The sequence below is a fragment of the Candidatus Methylomirabilota bacterium genome (assembly GCA_003104975.1).
Lineage (GTDB): Bacteria > Methylomirabilota > Methylomirabilia > Methylomirabilales > Methylomirabilaceae > Methylomirabilis.
On the sequence record PQAM01000007.1, the window covers coordinates 24,990 to 40,219 of the forward strand.

Annotated in this window: 12 protein-coding genes; 11 read left to right on the plus strand and 1 reads right to left on the minus strand. The window is 58.6% G+C overall.

All coding sequences use genetic code 11. The features are described from left to right. Positions 1 to 56: 56 nt before the first annotated feature. From C3F12_03500 to otsB, 8 genes are all read left to right on the plus strand, one after another. Positions 57 to 1,631, plus strand: coding sequence for a sugar ABC transporter substrate-binding protein (locus C3F12_03500; protein PWB47761.1), 1,575 nt, complete (start codon positions 57 to 59; stop codon positions 1,629 to 1,631). Further along, a complete protein-coding gene (locus C3F12_03505) occupies positions 1,628 to 2,494 on the plus strand; it encodes an ABC transporter permease (GenBank protein ID PWB47762.1) in 867 nt (288 codons plus the stop codon). Before C3F12_03500 ends, C3F12_03505 begins: the two co-directional genes overlap by 4 nt. Next, a complete protein-coding gene (locus tag C3F12_03510) occupies positions 2,487 to 3,323 on the plus strand; it encodes a sugar ABC transporter permease (protein ID PWB47763.1) in 837 nt (278 codons plus the stop codon). Before C3F12_03505 ends, C3F12_03510 begins: the two co-directional genes overlap by 8 nt. A gap of 184 nt (positions 3,324 to 3,507) precedes the next feature. Continuing rightward, positions 3,508 to 4,575, plus strand: a complete 1,068-nt coding sequence (locus C3F12_03515) for an ABC transporter ATP-binding protein (protein ID PWB47764.1) — start codon at positions 3,508 to 3,510, stop codon at positions 4,573 to 4,575. Positions 4,576 to 4,717: 142 nt separating this feature from the next. After that, positions 4,718 to 6,058 (plus strand): ribonuclease BN, encoded by a 1,341-nt coding sequence (locus C3F12_03520; protein PWB47765.1) that lies wholly within the window; start codon positions 4,718 to 4,720, stop codon positions 6,056 to 6,058. A gap of 319 nt (positions 6,059 to 6,377) precedes the next feature. Continuing rightward, entirely contained in the window at positions 6,378 to 7,829 is a 1,452-nt protein-coding gene (locus C3F12_03525; GenBank protein ID PWB47766.1) for a hypothetical protein, read from the plus strand. Continuing rightward, positions 7,783 to 8,451, plus strand: coding sequence for a DNA-binding response regulator (locus C3F12_03530; GenBank protein ID PWB47767.1), 669 nt, complete (start codon positions 7,783 to 7,785; stop codon positions 8,449 to 8,451). Before C3F12_03525 ends, C3F12_03530 begins: the two co-directional genes overlap by 47 nt. A 17-nt stretch (positions 8,452 to 8,468) precedes the next feature. Next, positions 8,469 to 9,257 (plus strand): trehalose-phosphatase, encoded by a 789-nt coding sequence (gene otsB / locus C3F12_03535; protein PWB47768.1) that lies wholly within the window; start codon positions 8,469 to 8,471, stop codon positions 9,255 to 9,257. Positions 9,258 to 9,518: 261 nt separating this feature from the next. Here the strand turns inward: otsB and C3F12_03540 are convergent, their stop codons facing one another. Further along, the gene (locus C3F12_03540) at positions 9,519 to 9,758 is read right to left on the minus strand and encodes a hypothetical protein (GenBank protein ID PWB47769.1); all 240 of its coding nucleotides are present in this window, start codon (positions 9,756 to 9,758) and stop codon (positions 9,519 to 9,521) included. 607 nt (positions 9,759 to 10,365) lie between these two features. Between C3F12_03540 and C3F12_03545 the strand changes: the two genes are divergently transcribed. The 3 genes from C3F12_03545 to C3F12_03555 all read left to right on the plus strand — a co-directional run bounded on the left by C3F12_03545 (position 10,366) and on the right by C3F12_03555 (position 15,224). Further along, entirely contained in the window at positions 10,366 to 13,167 is a 2,802-nt protein-coding gene (locus C3F12_03545; GenBank protein PWB47770.1) for a hypothetical protein, read from the plus strand. 74 nt (positions 13,168 to 13,241) lie between these two features. After that, a complete protein-coding gene (locus C3F12_03550) occupies positions 13,242 to 14,318 on the plus strand; it encodes a cation transporter (GenBank protein ID PWB47771.1) in 1,077 nt (358 codons plus the stop codon). Positions 14,319 to 14,432: 114 nt separating this feature from the next. Next, positions 14,433 to 15,224: a prolipoprotein diacylglyceryl transferase gene (locus C3F12_03555; protein PWB47772.1), complete on the plus strand. Its 792-nt coding sequence runs from the start codon at positions 14,433 to 14,435 to the stop codon at positions 15,222 to 15,224. The last annotated feature ends 6 nt before the right edge of the window (positions 15,225 to 15,230 follow it).

A 15,230-nucleotide genomic window follows, 5' to 3' on the forward strand; every position in this document is an offset into this window, starting at 1 on the left:
GGCCGGGTGGCTGCTGGCCGTTTTCTTGGCTCAGGGCGCCCTGATTGCCGCGGTCAATGCCCAGATCCGGGGTGCGCAGCTCATTGCGACCCTTATTCGGTGGGGCGTGCTGGTGTTTACCGTCGCGACGGTCCTCACTCAACTGGGGATCGCCAAAGAGATGGTGGTGGCGGCGTTCTCGATCACGTTCGGCGGCCTCGTCCTGGCGCTGGCGCTCGCCTTTGGCCTGGGCGGTCGGGACTTGGCCAGAGAGTTGCTCGAACGCCGCCTTCACCGTGAGAAGGAAGAGGAGGAGCGGGACGAGATCTCTCATTTGTAGCGGACCGGGATGCGGTGTCCGGATGACGGTGTGTCGACTGCTGGGACTATCCCTCCTCGTCACGTCCCTCGTTGTCGCCGTCGGGTGTGCGAGAGAAGAGACCGTCACCCACGAGAAGGGGACGGTGGAACTGGTATTCGCTCACTTCAAAGTGCCCTCTCCTGAAGCCCTGACCGGGCTGATCGAGGCGTTCGAACAACAGAACCCGGGGGTCGAGGTCATCGAGGAGGTGCTCCCCACCTCGACGGACCAGCAGCATCAGTTCTACGTGACGGCCCTCGAGGGCCGATCGGCAACCTTTGACGTGTTCGCGCTGGATGTCATCTGGATTCAGGAGTTCGCCAGAGCGGGGTGGCTTATGGATCTCACCCGGAGATTGGGGACTGATGGATTGACGGGGTTTCTGCCGGGTCCTGTAGAGGCTTCAACCTATAAAGATCGCATCTATGCGCTTCCGTGGTTTGTCAACGCGGGAATCCTCTACTTTCGAAAGGACCTGCTGTCGAAGTACGGGTTCGCGCCACCCCGGACGTTCAAGGAGCTGTCCCGACAGGCGAAGATCATCTTGGACAGCGAACAGGATCCGGATCTGAAGGGCTTCGTCTGGCAGGGGAAGCAGTATGAGGGGTTGATCTGTGTCGCCCTGGAGTTCATCCACGGCAATGGGGGTCGCGTGCTGGATGGCCGCGACTCAGCCCTCCGCGATGCAAGGGCGGTTGAGGCTGTCCGGTTCATGCGTGACCTGGTCGCGGTCGACAAGGTCTCCCCTGCATTTGTGACCTCAGCGGATGAGGAGGCGACCCGTCACCTCTTCGGAGCGGGTCGAGCGATTTTCATGCGGAACTGGCCCTATGCCTTGACGCTGTATGACCGGGAGGGTTCGACAATGCGGGGAAGGGTCGGAATTGCCACGCTCCCGTCCTTTGAAGGGTATCATAGCGCTCCGACGTTAGGGGGCTGGCTGCTTGGGGTCAACCGTTTTTCAGCACATCCGGATTTGGCCTGGAAACTCGCCGAGTTCCTGACCAGCCAGGAAGCTCAGAAGGTCCTGGCCATGCGGCTGGGGTTTCCTCCGGCGCGCGATGCCCTCTACCACGATGCGGAGCTCAACCGGACAAACCCGTTCATCCTGCCTCTCTACGAGGCGATGCGGCGGGCCCGTCCGAGGCCGGTGACCCCCTTTTACCTCATGATCTCCCAACTTCTCCAACCGGAGTTCAGCGCGGCCATCATGGGGGTGAAGTCACCTGAGCAGGCTCTTGACGACGCCTCCCGACTCATCGAACACGTCTTGAAGCTGGAGGTGGAATGAGAGGGGATCGGGCGTTCCTGATGATCCTGCCGGCCTCTCTGATGATCGGAGTGATCGCCATTTTTCCGATCGTGCATGCGTTCAGGATCAGTCTTGATCGGAGGATGCCGGTATTCGGCATTTCGTATTTCGTGGGGGTCGACAATTACCGCTTCCTTCTCCAGGATTCCCGCTTTTGGCAGAGCTTCCTGAATACGGCGTACTTCTCGCTGCTCTCGGTCTCCCTGGAACTGATCACGGGCCTCATCCTGGCCATCCTCCTCCACCGGTCGTTTCGAGGACGGGGTCTCTTCAGGGCGCTGGTGCTCATCCCCTGGGCTGTTCCTACCGTCGTGTCGGCGAGGATGTGGGAATGGATCTTGAATTCCGAGTTCGGCGTGCTGAATTATCTGCTACAGCAGATCGGCCTGCTGTCCGCCCCGCTTAATTGGCTTGGGGATCGCACGTTGGCCATGTTTGCGCTCATCCTGGCGGACGTCTGGAAGACCAGCCCCTTTGCCGCCATCATCCTGCTGGCCGGTTTGCAGATGATCCCCGAGGAGTTGTACGAGGCGGCGAGAGTGGACGGCGCCGGTGAGTGGCAGATCTTCCGACGAATCACCGCGCCTCTGCTGTTGCCCTTTATGGTGATCGCCCTGCTTTTCAGGACGCTCGATGCGTTTCGGATCTTTGATCTGGCCTACGTGCTGACGGGAGGGGGACCGGCCAGCACCACCGAGAGCTTGAGTCTGTACGCCTATACGCTGCTGTTTCAGACCCTTCAGTTCGGCTACGGTTCGACCGTCGCCGTCGCCACCTTTCTTGCGGTTCTGTTGTTGAGCGCTGTGTACATCGTCGTCTTCAGAAGGCAACGTCATGGATAGGCGGGTAGGGCGGGTCGCACAGGGGGCCATCTTTTGGGCGATCTTGACGGGGCTGGCCGTCTTCTGTCTCGCGCCCTTCCTGTGGCAACTGCTCACCTCACTGAAGCCGACTTCCGAGGTCGGGACGCTGCCGCCGCTCTTGCCGACAAGGCCGGTCTTCGACCATTACCTCGCGATCTTTCAACATCGTCCGTTCGGGCGATTTATTCTGAACAGTGTGATTGTCGCCTCGCTGACCACCGTATCCTGCCTCTCCATCGGCTCGCTGGCAGCATTCGCGATTGCGAAGCTTCAGTTTCGGGGCAGGCATCTCCTGCTGTTCGCCGCGTTGTCCATCTCGATGTTTCCTTCCATCGCCACCGTAAGCCCCCTCTATCTGCTCATTCGGGTCTTTGGGTGGCGGGATACCTATGCGGGTCTCGTCGTCCCCTATACCACCTTCGCCCTTCCGCTTGCCATCTGGATCCTGTGGAGCGTCTTCAGGGAGATCCCGGACGATTTGTATCTGGCCGCTCTGGTGGACGGCTGCACCCCGTTTCAGGTATTCGTTCGCATCTTCGTCCCCCTCGCTGCGCCGGGGATCGGAACGGCTGCCATCCTGGTCTTTATCTTCGCGTGGAATGAATTTCTCTATGCGTTGACCTTTACCTCAACGGAGACGATGCGGACGATTCCGGTGGCCATCGCGCTCTTTCCCGGCCTGCACGAGGTCCCCTGGGGAGAGATGGCGGCTGCTACGGTCGTCGTCACCACACCGCTGATTCTTCTCGTTTTTCTCTTCCAACGCCACATCGTCTCCGGTCTTACGGCCGGTTCCGTAAAGGGGTGAAGGCTAGTGCTTAATTGCAAAAATCAGCGATACCAAAAGCCGTCACCCCGGCGAAAGCCGGGGTCCAGAAGTTCATGAAAACTGGATTCCGGCTTCCGCCGAAATGACTATGTAGTTGTTGAAATATTACGAGCACTGACGCAATCAGACGCTAGAAACAGCTTTATAGGATTAGGCGTATTCTATGGCCATAGTTGAGATATATCGAGTCACAAAGCAATTCGGATCAGTTCTGGCCGTAGATGGGGTGAACCTGACCGTCAACGATGGCGAATTCTTTGTCCTGCTCGGCTCGTCAGGGTGTGGGAAGTCCACCCTGCTCCGCCTCATCGCCGGTATAGAGTCGCCCACCGGCGGCGAGATTCGCATCGGAGGACGGCTGGTGAACGATCTCCCTCCACAGGCGAGGCAAGTCGCTATGGTCTTCCAGAGCTACGCGCTCTATCCTCATATGACGGTCGGCAGGAACATTGGGTTCCCTCTCACGGTGCAGGGATTAAGAACCGCAGCTATTAGAGAGAAGGTCCAGCGGGCTGCCGCCATGTTCGGAATCGAACAGTTACTCGATCGGAAGCCTCGTCAGCTTTCAGGGGGCGAGCGGCAACGGGTAGCCCTGGCGCGGGCGCTGGTTCGAGAGCCGGCGGTATTTCTGCTCGATGAACCACTCTCAAACCTCGATGCGCGGCTCCGGACCGCTGCCCGAGAGGAGCTTCTGCAGTTGCAACGGCAAATCGGGACCACCACCATCTATGTCACACACGACCAGGTGGAGGCCATGGCCTTGGCGGACCGGATTGCCGTGATGGATACCGGACAAGTCAGGCAGATCGGTACGCCTCGAGAGATCTATCACGAACCGGCCGACACCTTTGTAGCCGGCTTCCTTGGATCACCTCCGATGAACCTCGTGGCGTATGGGGATGAGATCATCGGTCTCCGTCCCGAGCAGCTTCTCCCGAAAGAGGCCTATCGGGGACACGGCAGGCCGGTATCCTTTCGGCTTAGGGTAACGCGGGTGGAGGACCTGGGGGCCGAACGCATCGTCTACGGCTGCTTAGAGGAGCAGCTCGGAAACGCCCGCGTGTCGGCTCGGCTATCGCCAGATATCGCGATCTCCTTCCAACAGGGCAAAGATTACGAATTCGTCATCGAGGAAACAGCGCTGCGACTTTTCGATCGAGCGACCGGGCTCAGAATCGGGACTACCGGCGTGATTGATACGCGAAGAGGTGACTCGATGCTTGTACAATAGAAGGAATCGGCGGTTCGCACCTATACCAAGGTGAAACATTCCTGATGAGACTTCAGGCAGCGCCTGACGGAGAATAACATTATGTCGGGTTGTGCGCTTTCGCTCAGCCGTCGACCGTGGTTTGCGGAGTAGAGGTCCTTCTATGCTGGACAAGGTGAACAAGCTGCTCCACTACGACGTGTGGGCGTCCGAGTTGGATCGTCTGGCGCCATGGGCGCGCGCAGGGGTCCGCCTGCTGCGCATCATCAACGTGGCCGGGTCGGAGTTCCGTGAGAACCTGCTCAGCAACCGGGCGGCCGGCCTGGTCTATACCACCATGCTTTCCCTCGTGCCCTTTTTGGCCGTGATGTTCTCTGTGCTGAAGGGCTTCGGCGTGCACCAGCAGATCGAGCCGTTTCTGGATCAGGCCCTGGAGCCACTTGGCGAACGGGGCCACGAGGTCACCATGCAGATCATCGGCTTTGTCAACAATCTCAAGGTCGGTGTGCTTGGGGCTGCCGGTGTGGCGACGTTGTTCTGGACGACGTTTTCGGCGATCCATCAGATCGAAGACGCCTTCAATGCGATCTGGCGCGTGCGCCAGTCCCGTTCCCTTGGCCGTAAGTTCAGAGATTATCTCAGTGTCGTGCTGGTCGGCCCCGTCCTGGTCTTTGCCGCGTTCACGATGATCGCCTCGGCGCAGAGTCATTGGCTGGTTCAGCGCGTGCTGGAGATTCAGCCGTTCGGGTATCTGATTGTACTCGGCGCGAAGATCCTGCCTTTTGCGATCCTGTGCGGCACGTTTAGTTTCTTGTACGCATTACTCCCCAATACACAGGTCAGACTCACCTCGGCGCTTGTCGGCGGACTGACGGCAGGCGGTTTGTGGCAGCTCGCGGGAACGGCGTTTACCTCGTTCGTGGCCGAGTCCGGGAGGTACAGCGCGATCTACTCCGGTTTTGCGATCGTAATCCTGTTCCTGCTCTGGCTGTACATCACCTGGATTATTGTGCTGCTCGGCGCACAGGTGGCGTATTTCTACCAGCACCAATCGGCCTATCTCAGCGGTGTCGTCCGGCGCCAACGGACCCACGAGTTTCGCGAATGGGCGGCCTTAACGGTACTTGCCGAAATTACGCGGCGCCACCTGGCCGGGCAGCCGCCCGCCGGAACCGCGGAGTTGGTCTTCAAACTGGATATTCCCCTCGGGGTAGTCGAAGAACTGACGGAAGAGTTTGTCCGCGGCCGGCTGCTGCTTCGTACGGAGGACCCTCCCGGGTTCACTTTAGGCCGGCCGCCCGAATATGTGCCCATCTTCGAAATCCTGGCACTGGTCCGAACCTCCCGGCCAGGCGCGGCGGCCGACGTCGCCATGACCGGTCCTGTCGCTGCGGCGTTGCGGCGGCGGGAGGACGCGACGCGGCTTGCGCTGCAAGGGGTGACCTTGCGTTCTCTGGCCGCAGAGGGGCCGCCCGAGGCGATCAACGGTCTTCTCCTTCGTTGAGGGTTGAGTTGGCATCTCACACCGCTCTTCAGATTGTGACGGGATCCGCGATAGTGAAACTGCTCTAAAGCCCTCCACGTCAGACCGTTCACAGGCGAAAGACAGAATAGTCAGACGAGTGAGGGTATCCCGCCTTCGTCCGGTTCTTCCTTTCGTGTGACCATACTGTAGCTGGTAGAAGGGGCGACAAGCCAGCCGAAAGATACCCGGCGCTGAGCCGAAAGATAGCTGGCGGGCGAAGGTCGAAGGTGTTAAATGAATAACGTAAAGAGGAACCGCGCTTAAGATTTGGCGGAGGTGCGCCGATGTGGGCTGGGACATGATGTTTCCTCCGTTCCTTGGCAGAAGACACGTCGTACTCGCCTGTGCGGCAGCGCTGATCGGAGCCGTGGCCGTCATCGATTGGCGTGTGGCGGTCGATGTCTCTTTTGGGTTCCTGTATGTGTTTCCCGTGATGTTGGCGGCGAGTGTGCTGCCGCGTGGGGCGATTGCGTTGACGGCGGTTCTCTGTATGATGCTCTCCGATCTCTTCAACCCCGTTCCTTTTCCTCTCAGCGTCGCGCTGCTACGCGATCTCTCGGTGTTTGCCACATTGACAGGGGCCGGGTTGTTCGTCCATGAGGTGATCAGGAGCCGCCGAGGCGAGATGGAGCACCTCCAGCGGATTGAACAGGAAGTCGTAGCTCGGCGCCAAGCAGAGGAGCAGTTGGCGTTTCTCATCGATAGCAGCCCTGTTGCCATTCTCACAATGAGTGGCGACGGCGCAATTCTTCAGGCAAATGTATCGGCGCACCGCCTGTTTGGAGCGCCGAATGGAGAGCTGCCCGGGAGAATGATCAGCCGCTATGTTGTGGCCTTAGGCTCGGTCCCGTCTGTTGAGACCACACGTCAGACCTTTCGGACCGAAATGCAATGCCGTGGATCGCGAGACGACGGCAGCATCTTCCCGGCTCGCGTCTTCTTCTCGACCTACAGTACGGCAGCAGGTCCCCGCCTGGCCGCTTTGATCGTCGATCTTTCCGAGGAGTTGAGGGAACGCGAGGAGTCGAGTTTTGAGCACCTCCTGGCCGGCTCGCGAGTCGTTGTCGGAGCGGTGTCTCATGAAATCCGAAACGTGTGTAGCGCTATCGCCGTGCTCTACGAGAACCTCGCACGGGGTGGGCGTCTCGTGGCGAATAAGGATTTCGAAGCCCTCGGCTCGCTGGTCGAGACGCTGAATAAGATCGCCTCATTGGAGCTCAAACACAGTACAAGCGGGACAAGAACGGCGCAGATCGACGGGACCGACCTCGTTGAGATGTTCGATAGTCTTCGGATCGTCCTGGAATCGTCCTGCGAGGAGGCCGGCATTACAGTACACTGGGAGATCCCTGAAGGACTTCCTCCGGTGTGGGCCGATCGACACCTCTTATTGCAGGCTCTATTGAACCTGACAAAGAACGCCGAACGAGCGTTGGAGGGCGCCGATGTGAAGAGAATCGATATCTCCGTCTCTGTCGGCAAAGGCCACCTGTCCCTTCGGGTGACCGATACGGGGCCTGGAATCGGTTCGGCGGAAAAGCTATTTCGACCTTTTCAAGCGGGCGCCGAATCAACGGGCCTTGGTTTATTTCTCTCTCGAGCGCTCGTGCGATCTTTTCGTGGGGATCTCCGGTACGATCCTACCGTACCAGGGTGCTCCTTTGTCATTGACCTGGCAGTAGCCGGTTCCACTGAGACGAATTATGGAAATACAGGCAGACATGAAGCGAATACGGGTGCTGTTGCTTGACGACCACATCCTGTTTCGAGAGGGCTTGAGCCGGCTTCTGCAATCGGAGCCCGATTTCGACATAGCAGGAGTCTGCGGTACCTCTGCCGAGGCGCTTGAGATCCTGAGCCGCTTCCCTGTTGATGTCGTCTTGTTGGACTTTGACCTCGGAGAGGATTATGGAAATCTGTTTATCTCATTCGCTCGCGAGGGAGGGTATGCAGGGAAAATCTTAATGGTCACGGCGGGGATGAACGCCGCAGAATCCTCAGCCGCGTTGAAACTCGGCGCATCGGGTATCTTTCTTAAGCACAGTCCGCCCGATGCCCTTGTCACAGCCATACGGCGAGTCGTGAGAGGAGAGGCGTGGGTCGATCAGAGGGTTATCCAACTCATGGCCGATGCGGTGAATCAGCCTGAGGAACAAGAGGGTCACAAGCGCCTCACCGAACGAGAGGAACAGGTGCTTCAGGCCGTATTTGAGGGTCTCACGAATAAGGAAGCCGCTACCAAACTAGGAGTGACGGAAAGCGCAGTGAAAGCGACGCTACAGCATTTATTTCAAAAGACCGGCGTGCGGACGCGCAGTCAGCTTGTCCGGGTGGCGATTGAGGGCTCTCGCCGAACTGAGAGGAAGTTCTGAACCCTCCTCAAACCTCAATGAAACAGCTCAAAACACAGTGGCCGCGGGTCGCGGCGGAAATCGTGAGCAGCAGTCACGTGTTGGTGCTCGTGGATTACGACTGCACGCTGATGCGGATGACTCCCACCTCAGACCGGGCAACGCTTCCTGCTTCGATCCGGTCGGTGCTCCGAGCGCTTTCACGCCATCCTCGAATGACGATCGGCGTGATCAGCGAGCGACCAGTCGCCGAACTGCGGCGGCGGGTTGGGGTACGAAACCTGATCTATATCGGCAATCATGGACAAAGGGTGTGGCGAGTTGGTCGTCAGGCTGAGGTTATCGTGCCGCAATCTTTTCAGAAAACAGTCGCCTGTATTCGGTCGAAGCTCGCCAGTGTCGCAGCAGATATCCCTGGGGCGCTCGTCCAGGCCAAAGGCCTGTCAATCAGTCTGCATTACCGGTTGGTGGCGACCGAACTGGAGAGTTGTCTCATGGGGAGATTCGCATCTGAAATACTTCCCCTTGCTCGCGCTTCGGAACTGGCAGTGCTTTACGGAAGGAAGGTTATCGAACTCTGTCCCAGAGTCAAGTGGATAAAAGATCATGCCGCGCTGTGGTTGATGAAGGACATTCACCGACACTCGGTCCTGCCGATATATATCGGCGACGATCACACTGATGGAGGTGCATGCGGGGTGTTGGCCGATAGCATCACGATACGGGTTGGCGCCCGTGCGGAATCACAGGCTCACTATTATGTGCGGGATGTGGGGGAGGTGGTGGCGTTGTTTCAATGGATGATGGCAACCTGTTCAACAGGATAGCGGGGGCCTCAATGCCGGCATGATCAATAATCGAACGAGATGATAGGCGTCGAGAAGTTCCCCTAACATGCGACCGGACAGTAGTAAAGAATAAGATCAGACTTGTCCAGATTCATCGCAGTCGAGCTCTATCTTGGACAGCAGCGGTCTCGACGAGATCCGCGTCAGCCGTCCGGTTGCCAACGCAGACGCAGGACAGACCCCGTAATATGAATCGCCGGCGAATTCACGAGTGAACGACCCAGCTTTTCTCACATCGGGTTACTTGGGCTCCGAAGGCTCATCCGGCCGTTCTTCTTTCTGGGTGCCGGGTTTTTCTTTGCCGCGGATGAGCTGTTCCAGTCGGACCAGCGCATCGGCTGTTTTCTGTCGCGCCGTTTCGGACGTGATGCCGAAACCCTCTACCTGGCGCTTGAGGTCTTCCGTGCCCCCGGTGCGTTTGAACGCGGCAATGGCAATGCCCAGCGCGATGAGGGCGATCAGCAGTGTGAGAGCTTCCATCGTTTACCTCCAGGCCGGCGTCTTCAGGGCTGAGCGGCCCCATCCGACCACTCAGAGGTGAAGAAGAGGATCGTCCAATGGATGGATGTCGTCTTGCCCTCCGCCTCTTGTGCCTACCCGATGGTCTGGCCGGTCCGGGTATCAGTGTCTGTGTATTTTGTCGTCGCGCAGCCACTCTCAACAACAGTTACGGAAAATGCAAACATCACCAGCACACCGAATTGCCTCACGTGGCCCCCTCGACGTCGCCCATGTTACAAATGTTATGCGCGCACTGGAATTTGTCAATAATTGCGAGAGGCGATTTGCCTTGACTTTGAAGGGGGTTTGACTATAGTGGATTTTAGTGACGCTTTGTGATCTATTTGCAATTGATGCGAGCTGAGGCTGCTTGTTTACGTGATGTTGTCTGTTCGTGGGACGCCAGAGGTTGTCGCCGATCATCCATTTGATCTGATATAAAACTGCAATGGATTTATCCCAAGAGGTCCGGAGATAGATCTATTTCCGGAGGAGAGAGGGTGGTCGGGCCGCCATCCGCGAGACGCGGAGGCGGCCTTTTTATTTCGTTGAACGGCAAGATCCTGTCAGATAGGAGGGCTGTCGGATGGGTCTTCGACGGGTGCTGTCTCATACGGTGCTTACCTACCCCAGAACCACGTTGATCGTCGCGGTGCTGCTCACGCTCGTGTCGGTGTGGGTAGCAATCACACGACTGAGCTTCACCTCTACGCACGAGGCGCTCTCCGCCCTTAGCGGCAAGGTCGGGCAGGCCCAAGAACGCTATCACCGAGCGTTCGGCGATCCGGACCGGGTGGTCATTGTCGTGGAGGCCGCCGACAAGGAACAGGCCGAGCGGTACGCCACTGTCCTTGCCGGACGGCTGGAAGCGTTGGCGGAGATCGAAGAGGTGATCTATCGCTTCGATCTCACGTCGCTGGAGGATCATTTCCTGATGTACCTGACCCCGGAGCAGCTCAGCGATCTGCGGAGTAAGCTCCAGGAACATGCCTCGCTGTTGAAGGAGCTGTCGGCCGAACCGGGCTTGAATCACCTGTTCCAACTGATTCACCGAGAGATCAGCGCGGCGTTGGTCGGTCATCTGTTTACGGGTTTCCTGGAAGAAGAGGACGAGGGTGAGGTCAGACGCCCCGTGGAGCTTCAGCCGCTGATTGCGCTGCTCACGCAACTTGAGGCGTGGGCCGCCGCCCCGCGGACCTACACCTCCCCGTGGAAGCAGTTCATGGTTGAAGCTGAGGAGAACGGCGATCGGGAAGGCTATTTGTGGTCCGACAACAAACAGCTCCTCTTCGTGCTGGCCACTGTGAACGCCGATACGGCCAGTGTGCACAAGTTCGAACGGCCTATTCAAGCCATCCGTCGGGAGATCCGGTCGCTGCACGCCCTGTATCCTGGGGTCAGGGCCGGTGTTACGGGAGGTCCGGCTCTCGAGTACGATGAGATAACTGCGGCGCAACGCGATTCCGGGCTGATGACGCTCATTTCCGTCGGCGGTGTGGCCCTTCTGCTGGTACTGAGCTTTCGGAGCGTGTTCAGGCCCCTTATGGGAATGGTTGCGCTGGTCATGGGCGTCTGCTGGGCCTTCGGATTTGCCGCCGTGACAGTCGGCCATCTGAACATGTTTTCGATGGTGTTGGCGCCGATGTTGATCGGGATCGGGATCGATTACAGGATTCATCTTCTGACCCGCTACGAGGAAGAGCGAGGCGCCGGCTATTCGACTCGCGAGGCGTTGGAGCGGGCCATCGAAGGTGCCGGTTCCGGCATTGCTCATGCCGCGTTGACCACCTCCATAGCTCTTTTTACGCTGATCCTTACGGGGATCAGCATTTTTCAGGAACTGGGCCTGATTACAGGATGCGGCTTGCTGCTGATGCTGGTCTCAGCCTTTGTCGTTCTCCCGCCGCTGCTCTTGTTATGGGATAAGCGGCGCGATCCCCACACATCGACGGTGCCTGCCGCCGCGTCAACTCACGGGCGCCCGCCCGCAGGAAAGACCGGTGAGACTCACTGGCATTTCCCATCTTTACCGAAGCCTCCGGATTTTATGGAATCCTGGTACCGTAAACCCCGTACTGTCCTGATCCTGTCGGCGGCCGCGACGCTGCTGGCCCTGTATGGGGCGAGTCGCGTCGAATTCGACGGCAACGTCCTCCGCCTTCAGGCGGAAGGGACCGAGTCGGTGGACTGGGAGTTGAAGATCATCCGGCAGTCGGAGCGCTCGACCATCTATGGGGTGATCCTGGCCGAGGGCCTTGAAGAGATCAGGGCAAAGACCGAGGCGCTTGAGGCTCTTCCGTCGGTGAGCAAGGTGGAAAGCATTGCGATGGTCATCCCGGAAAATCAGGAGCGCAAGCTCCTGCGGGCTCGCGAACTCAAGCCGGTCCTGGCCGGGACGGACCTCTCAACACTTCCCCAACCTGCACCGCTTGATCTCGATGGGCTGCTGGATACACTGCACCGGATGAAGGCCAAGATGCTGACGACGGAGGCCGCAGACAAGTGGATCGGAGCGGAGAAGCCGCCCCTGGAGCAGATGGCGCAGGTGCGAAGGCTGATCAATCGGTTCGAGCGCCGGCTTCGGCAACGGGGACACGCAGAGGTTGGTCGGAGGCTTACCGTCTTTCAGGACAAGCTGTTCGACGATTTCTATGATCAGTTGTCGCTTCTCGCCAGGGCGGTCGCCTCCGGTCCGGTCGGGCTTGATGACCTGCCGAACGATCTGAAAAAGCAGTTCGTGGGGCGGGACGGTTCGTATCTGATTCGGGTCTACCCACGGGACAATCCGTGGGAGTTCGATTCACAGAGCGCGTTTGTCGCCGACCTGAGGTCGGTCGATCCCGACGCCGTCGGCGACCCTGTGAAAGGATACGAGGTCATTACAGCGATGAAGCAGGGGTACCAGCAGGTGGGAATCTATGCGTTAATCGGGGCGGCGGCGGCGTTCTTGCTGCATCTGCGCGATCTCCGCTACTTCCTCCTGGCCAAGGTCCCGCTGGTGATCGGCGCCATCTGGACCGTCGGCCTGATGCATCTCTTTCAGGTCAGGTTCAACCTGGCCAACTTGATTATCATCCCGCTGATCGTGGCGTTCGGGGTGGAAAACGGCCTCTTGATCATCCACCGCTTCCGGGAGGAGGGGGAGACTGCAGTGCTGCCATGGAGCATGGGGAAGGGTGTGGCGCTTTCGTCGTTGACCACCATGATCGGCTTCAGCAGTCTCCTCATTGCTCATCATCGCGGCGCATTCAGTATCGGTCTTTTGGTTACACTTGGCATGGGGGCCGTCCTGGTGGTCTCTTTGGTCGTATTACCGGCTCTTCTCACCGTTGTCGCGAAGCAGGCGCGGAAAGTGGTTCCAAGGTCCGGGTTGCAGGTTTCAGGTTAACAGCATTTCCGGGCAGTTGAAGCCGCTGGTAACAGAGGCACACGTCAGCGGTCTATGTGTCATCAACGAGGATCATGACATTGTCAGAGATTGCGGTCATCATCGGCCTGGGACTGATCATGGGGATGGTGCTGGTTCTGCCTTTCTCCGTCCGTTGGGTGGAGGAGGAGCTCGAGGTATTCCTCCTGGTTATGGGATGCCTGGCTGTGACGATGAGCGGGCTGTGGAGCCGGCATCTGATCGGAGAGGTGCTGACCGAGCCAATAAAGATCTCAGCCGCTGTTCTTGTCTTTGGAGTGCTCTTTCGCCAGTGCCGGGACTTCATACGACATCGGGTCTCGCGGTTGGCGCGTGGGGTGGGCTTGCCGTATTTTCTGTTTACGTTGGTGGTCGGGTTGGGGATCATCTCGAGCGTCGTCACCGCCATTATTGCCGCACTGATCTTGGTGGAGGTGATTTCAGGGCTTCGCATGGAAAGGGACAAGGAACGCTCGATCGTCATTGTCGCTTGCTATTCCATCGGCTTGGGGGCGGTGCTCACGCCCATCGGGGAACCGCTATCCACCATTGCGACGGCCAAACTCTCTGGTCCTCCGCACTCTGCCGGATTCTTCTTTTTGGCAAAGCTCCTTTGGCCATGGGTAGTCGCGGGGATTCTCTTCTTGGGACTACTCGCGGCCGGATTTGGGGGTCGTCAGGTCAGCACGGCGGAAAGTCTGACCGAGGATGTTCCTGAAAGTTACCTGACCATCACTCTTCGAGCGGTAAGGGTCTACGCCTTCGTTGCGGCCCTCCTGCTGCTCGGGCACGGCTTCGCACCTGTGGTCGATCGGTATCTCGTTGTGATGCCTGAGTCCGTGCTGTACTGGGTAAATATGGTATCGGCCGTCCTGGATAACGCCACACTGGCGGCTGCCGAAATCTCGCCTCTCATGAGCGTGTCGAAGATCCAGTTCCTTGTGATGGGGCTGTTGATTTCCGGCGGCATGCTCATACCCGGCAACATCCCCAATATCATCTGTGCCGGCAAACTTGGTATCAAAAGCCGGGAATGGGCGAGGCTTGGCGTGCCCCTGGGCCTAATCCTGCTGCTCTTGTACTTTATCCTCCTGCAAATTGCGCCTGGCAGCATCGGTCCCTCCCCTGCTTGACATTTACTGTATGCCGGCGCAGCCAGATTTGCCTTGACTTCACTCGATTTTTGGCTACAGTGAGCCGAACGTAAGCTACCGAGAGATCTGACACCAATACTAGATGAGGTGTGTATGTTCGCATCGCCAGGTCCGTTGGTTCTGCAGATCGGCCCGATTTCCATTCGTTGGTACGGCCTGCTCTTCGCCGTCGCGGTCTTACTCGGGACCTGGTTGGCGCAGCGCGAGGCGGCCCGTCGTGGGGAGGATCCGGAACAACTCTTGAACGTGATTGTGTACGGCGTGATGTGGGGTCTGCTGGGCGCGCGGCTCTACTACGTCCTGTTCAACTGGGGCTATTATAGTCAGAATCCGCTGAAGATCCTGGCGGTGTGGGAAGGGGGCCTGGCGATCCACGGCGGCCTGCTGGCGGGGGGGCTAGCCGCGATCATCTATTCGGTCAGGAAGAAACTCCCCGTGTTGGCTTACCTGGACATCATGGCGCTTTCGGCTCCGCTCGGACAGGCGATCGGACGGTGGGGCAATTTTTTTAATCAGGAGGCCTTCGGAATTCCAACTGACGTGCCGTGGAAACTGTACATTGAGCCGTACCACCGGCCGCCCCATCTGGCCGCTTACGAGTATTTTCACCCGACGTTTCTGTACGAATCGCTCTGGAATATCCTGGTTTTTGCGATCCTCTACTTCCTGCTTCGCAAGCGCCTGGAACCGACTCGCGGCGCACTGACGCTCTGTTATCTTGGACTGTATTCTGTGGGGCGGTTCTTTATTGAAGGATTTCGAATCGACAGTTTGATGTTGGGACCTGTACGCGCGGCCCAGATCATGAGTCTGGTACTGATTGTGCTCTCGGGAGCGGGACTTGCCTGGTTGCGTGCGGCCGCCAGGCGCTCTCGGCGCTCTTAAGAGATG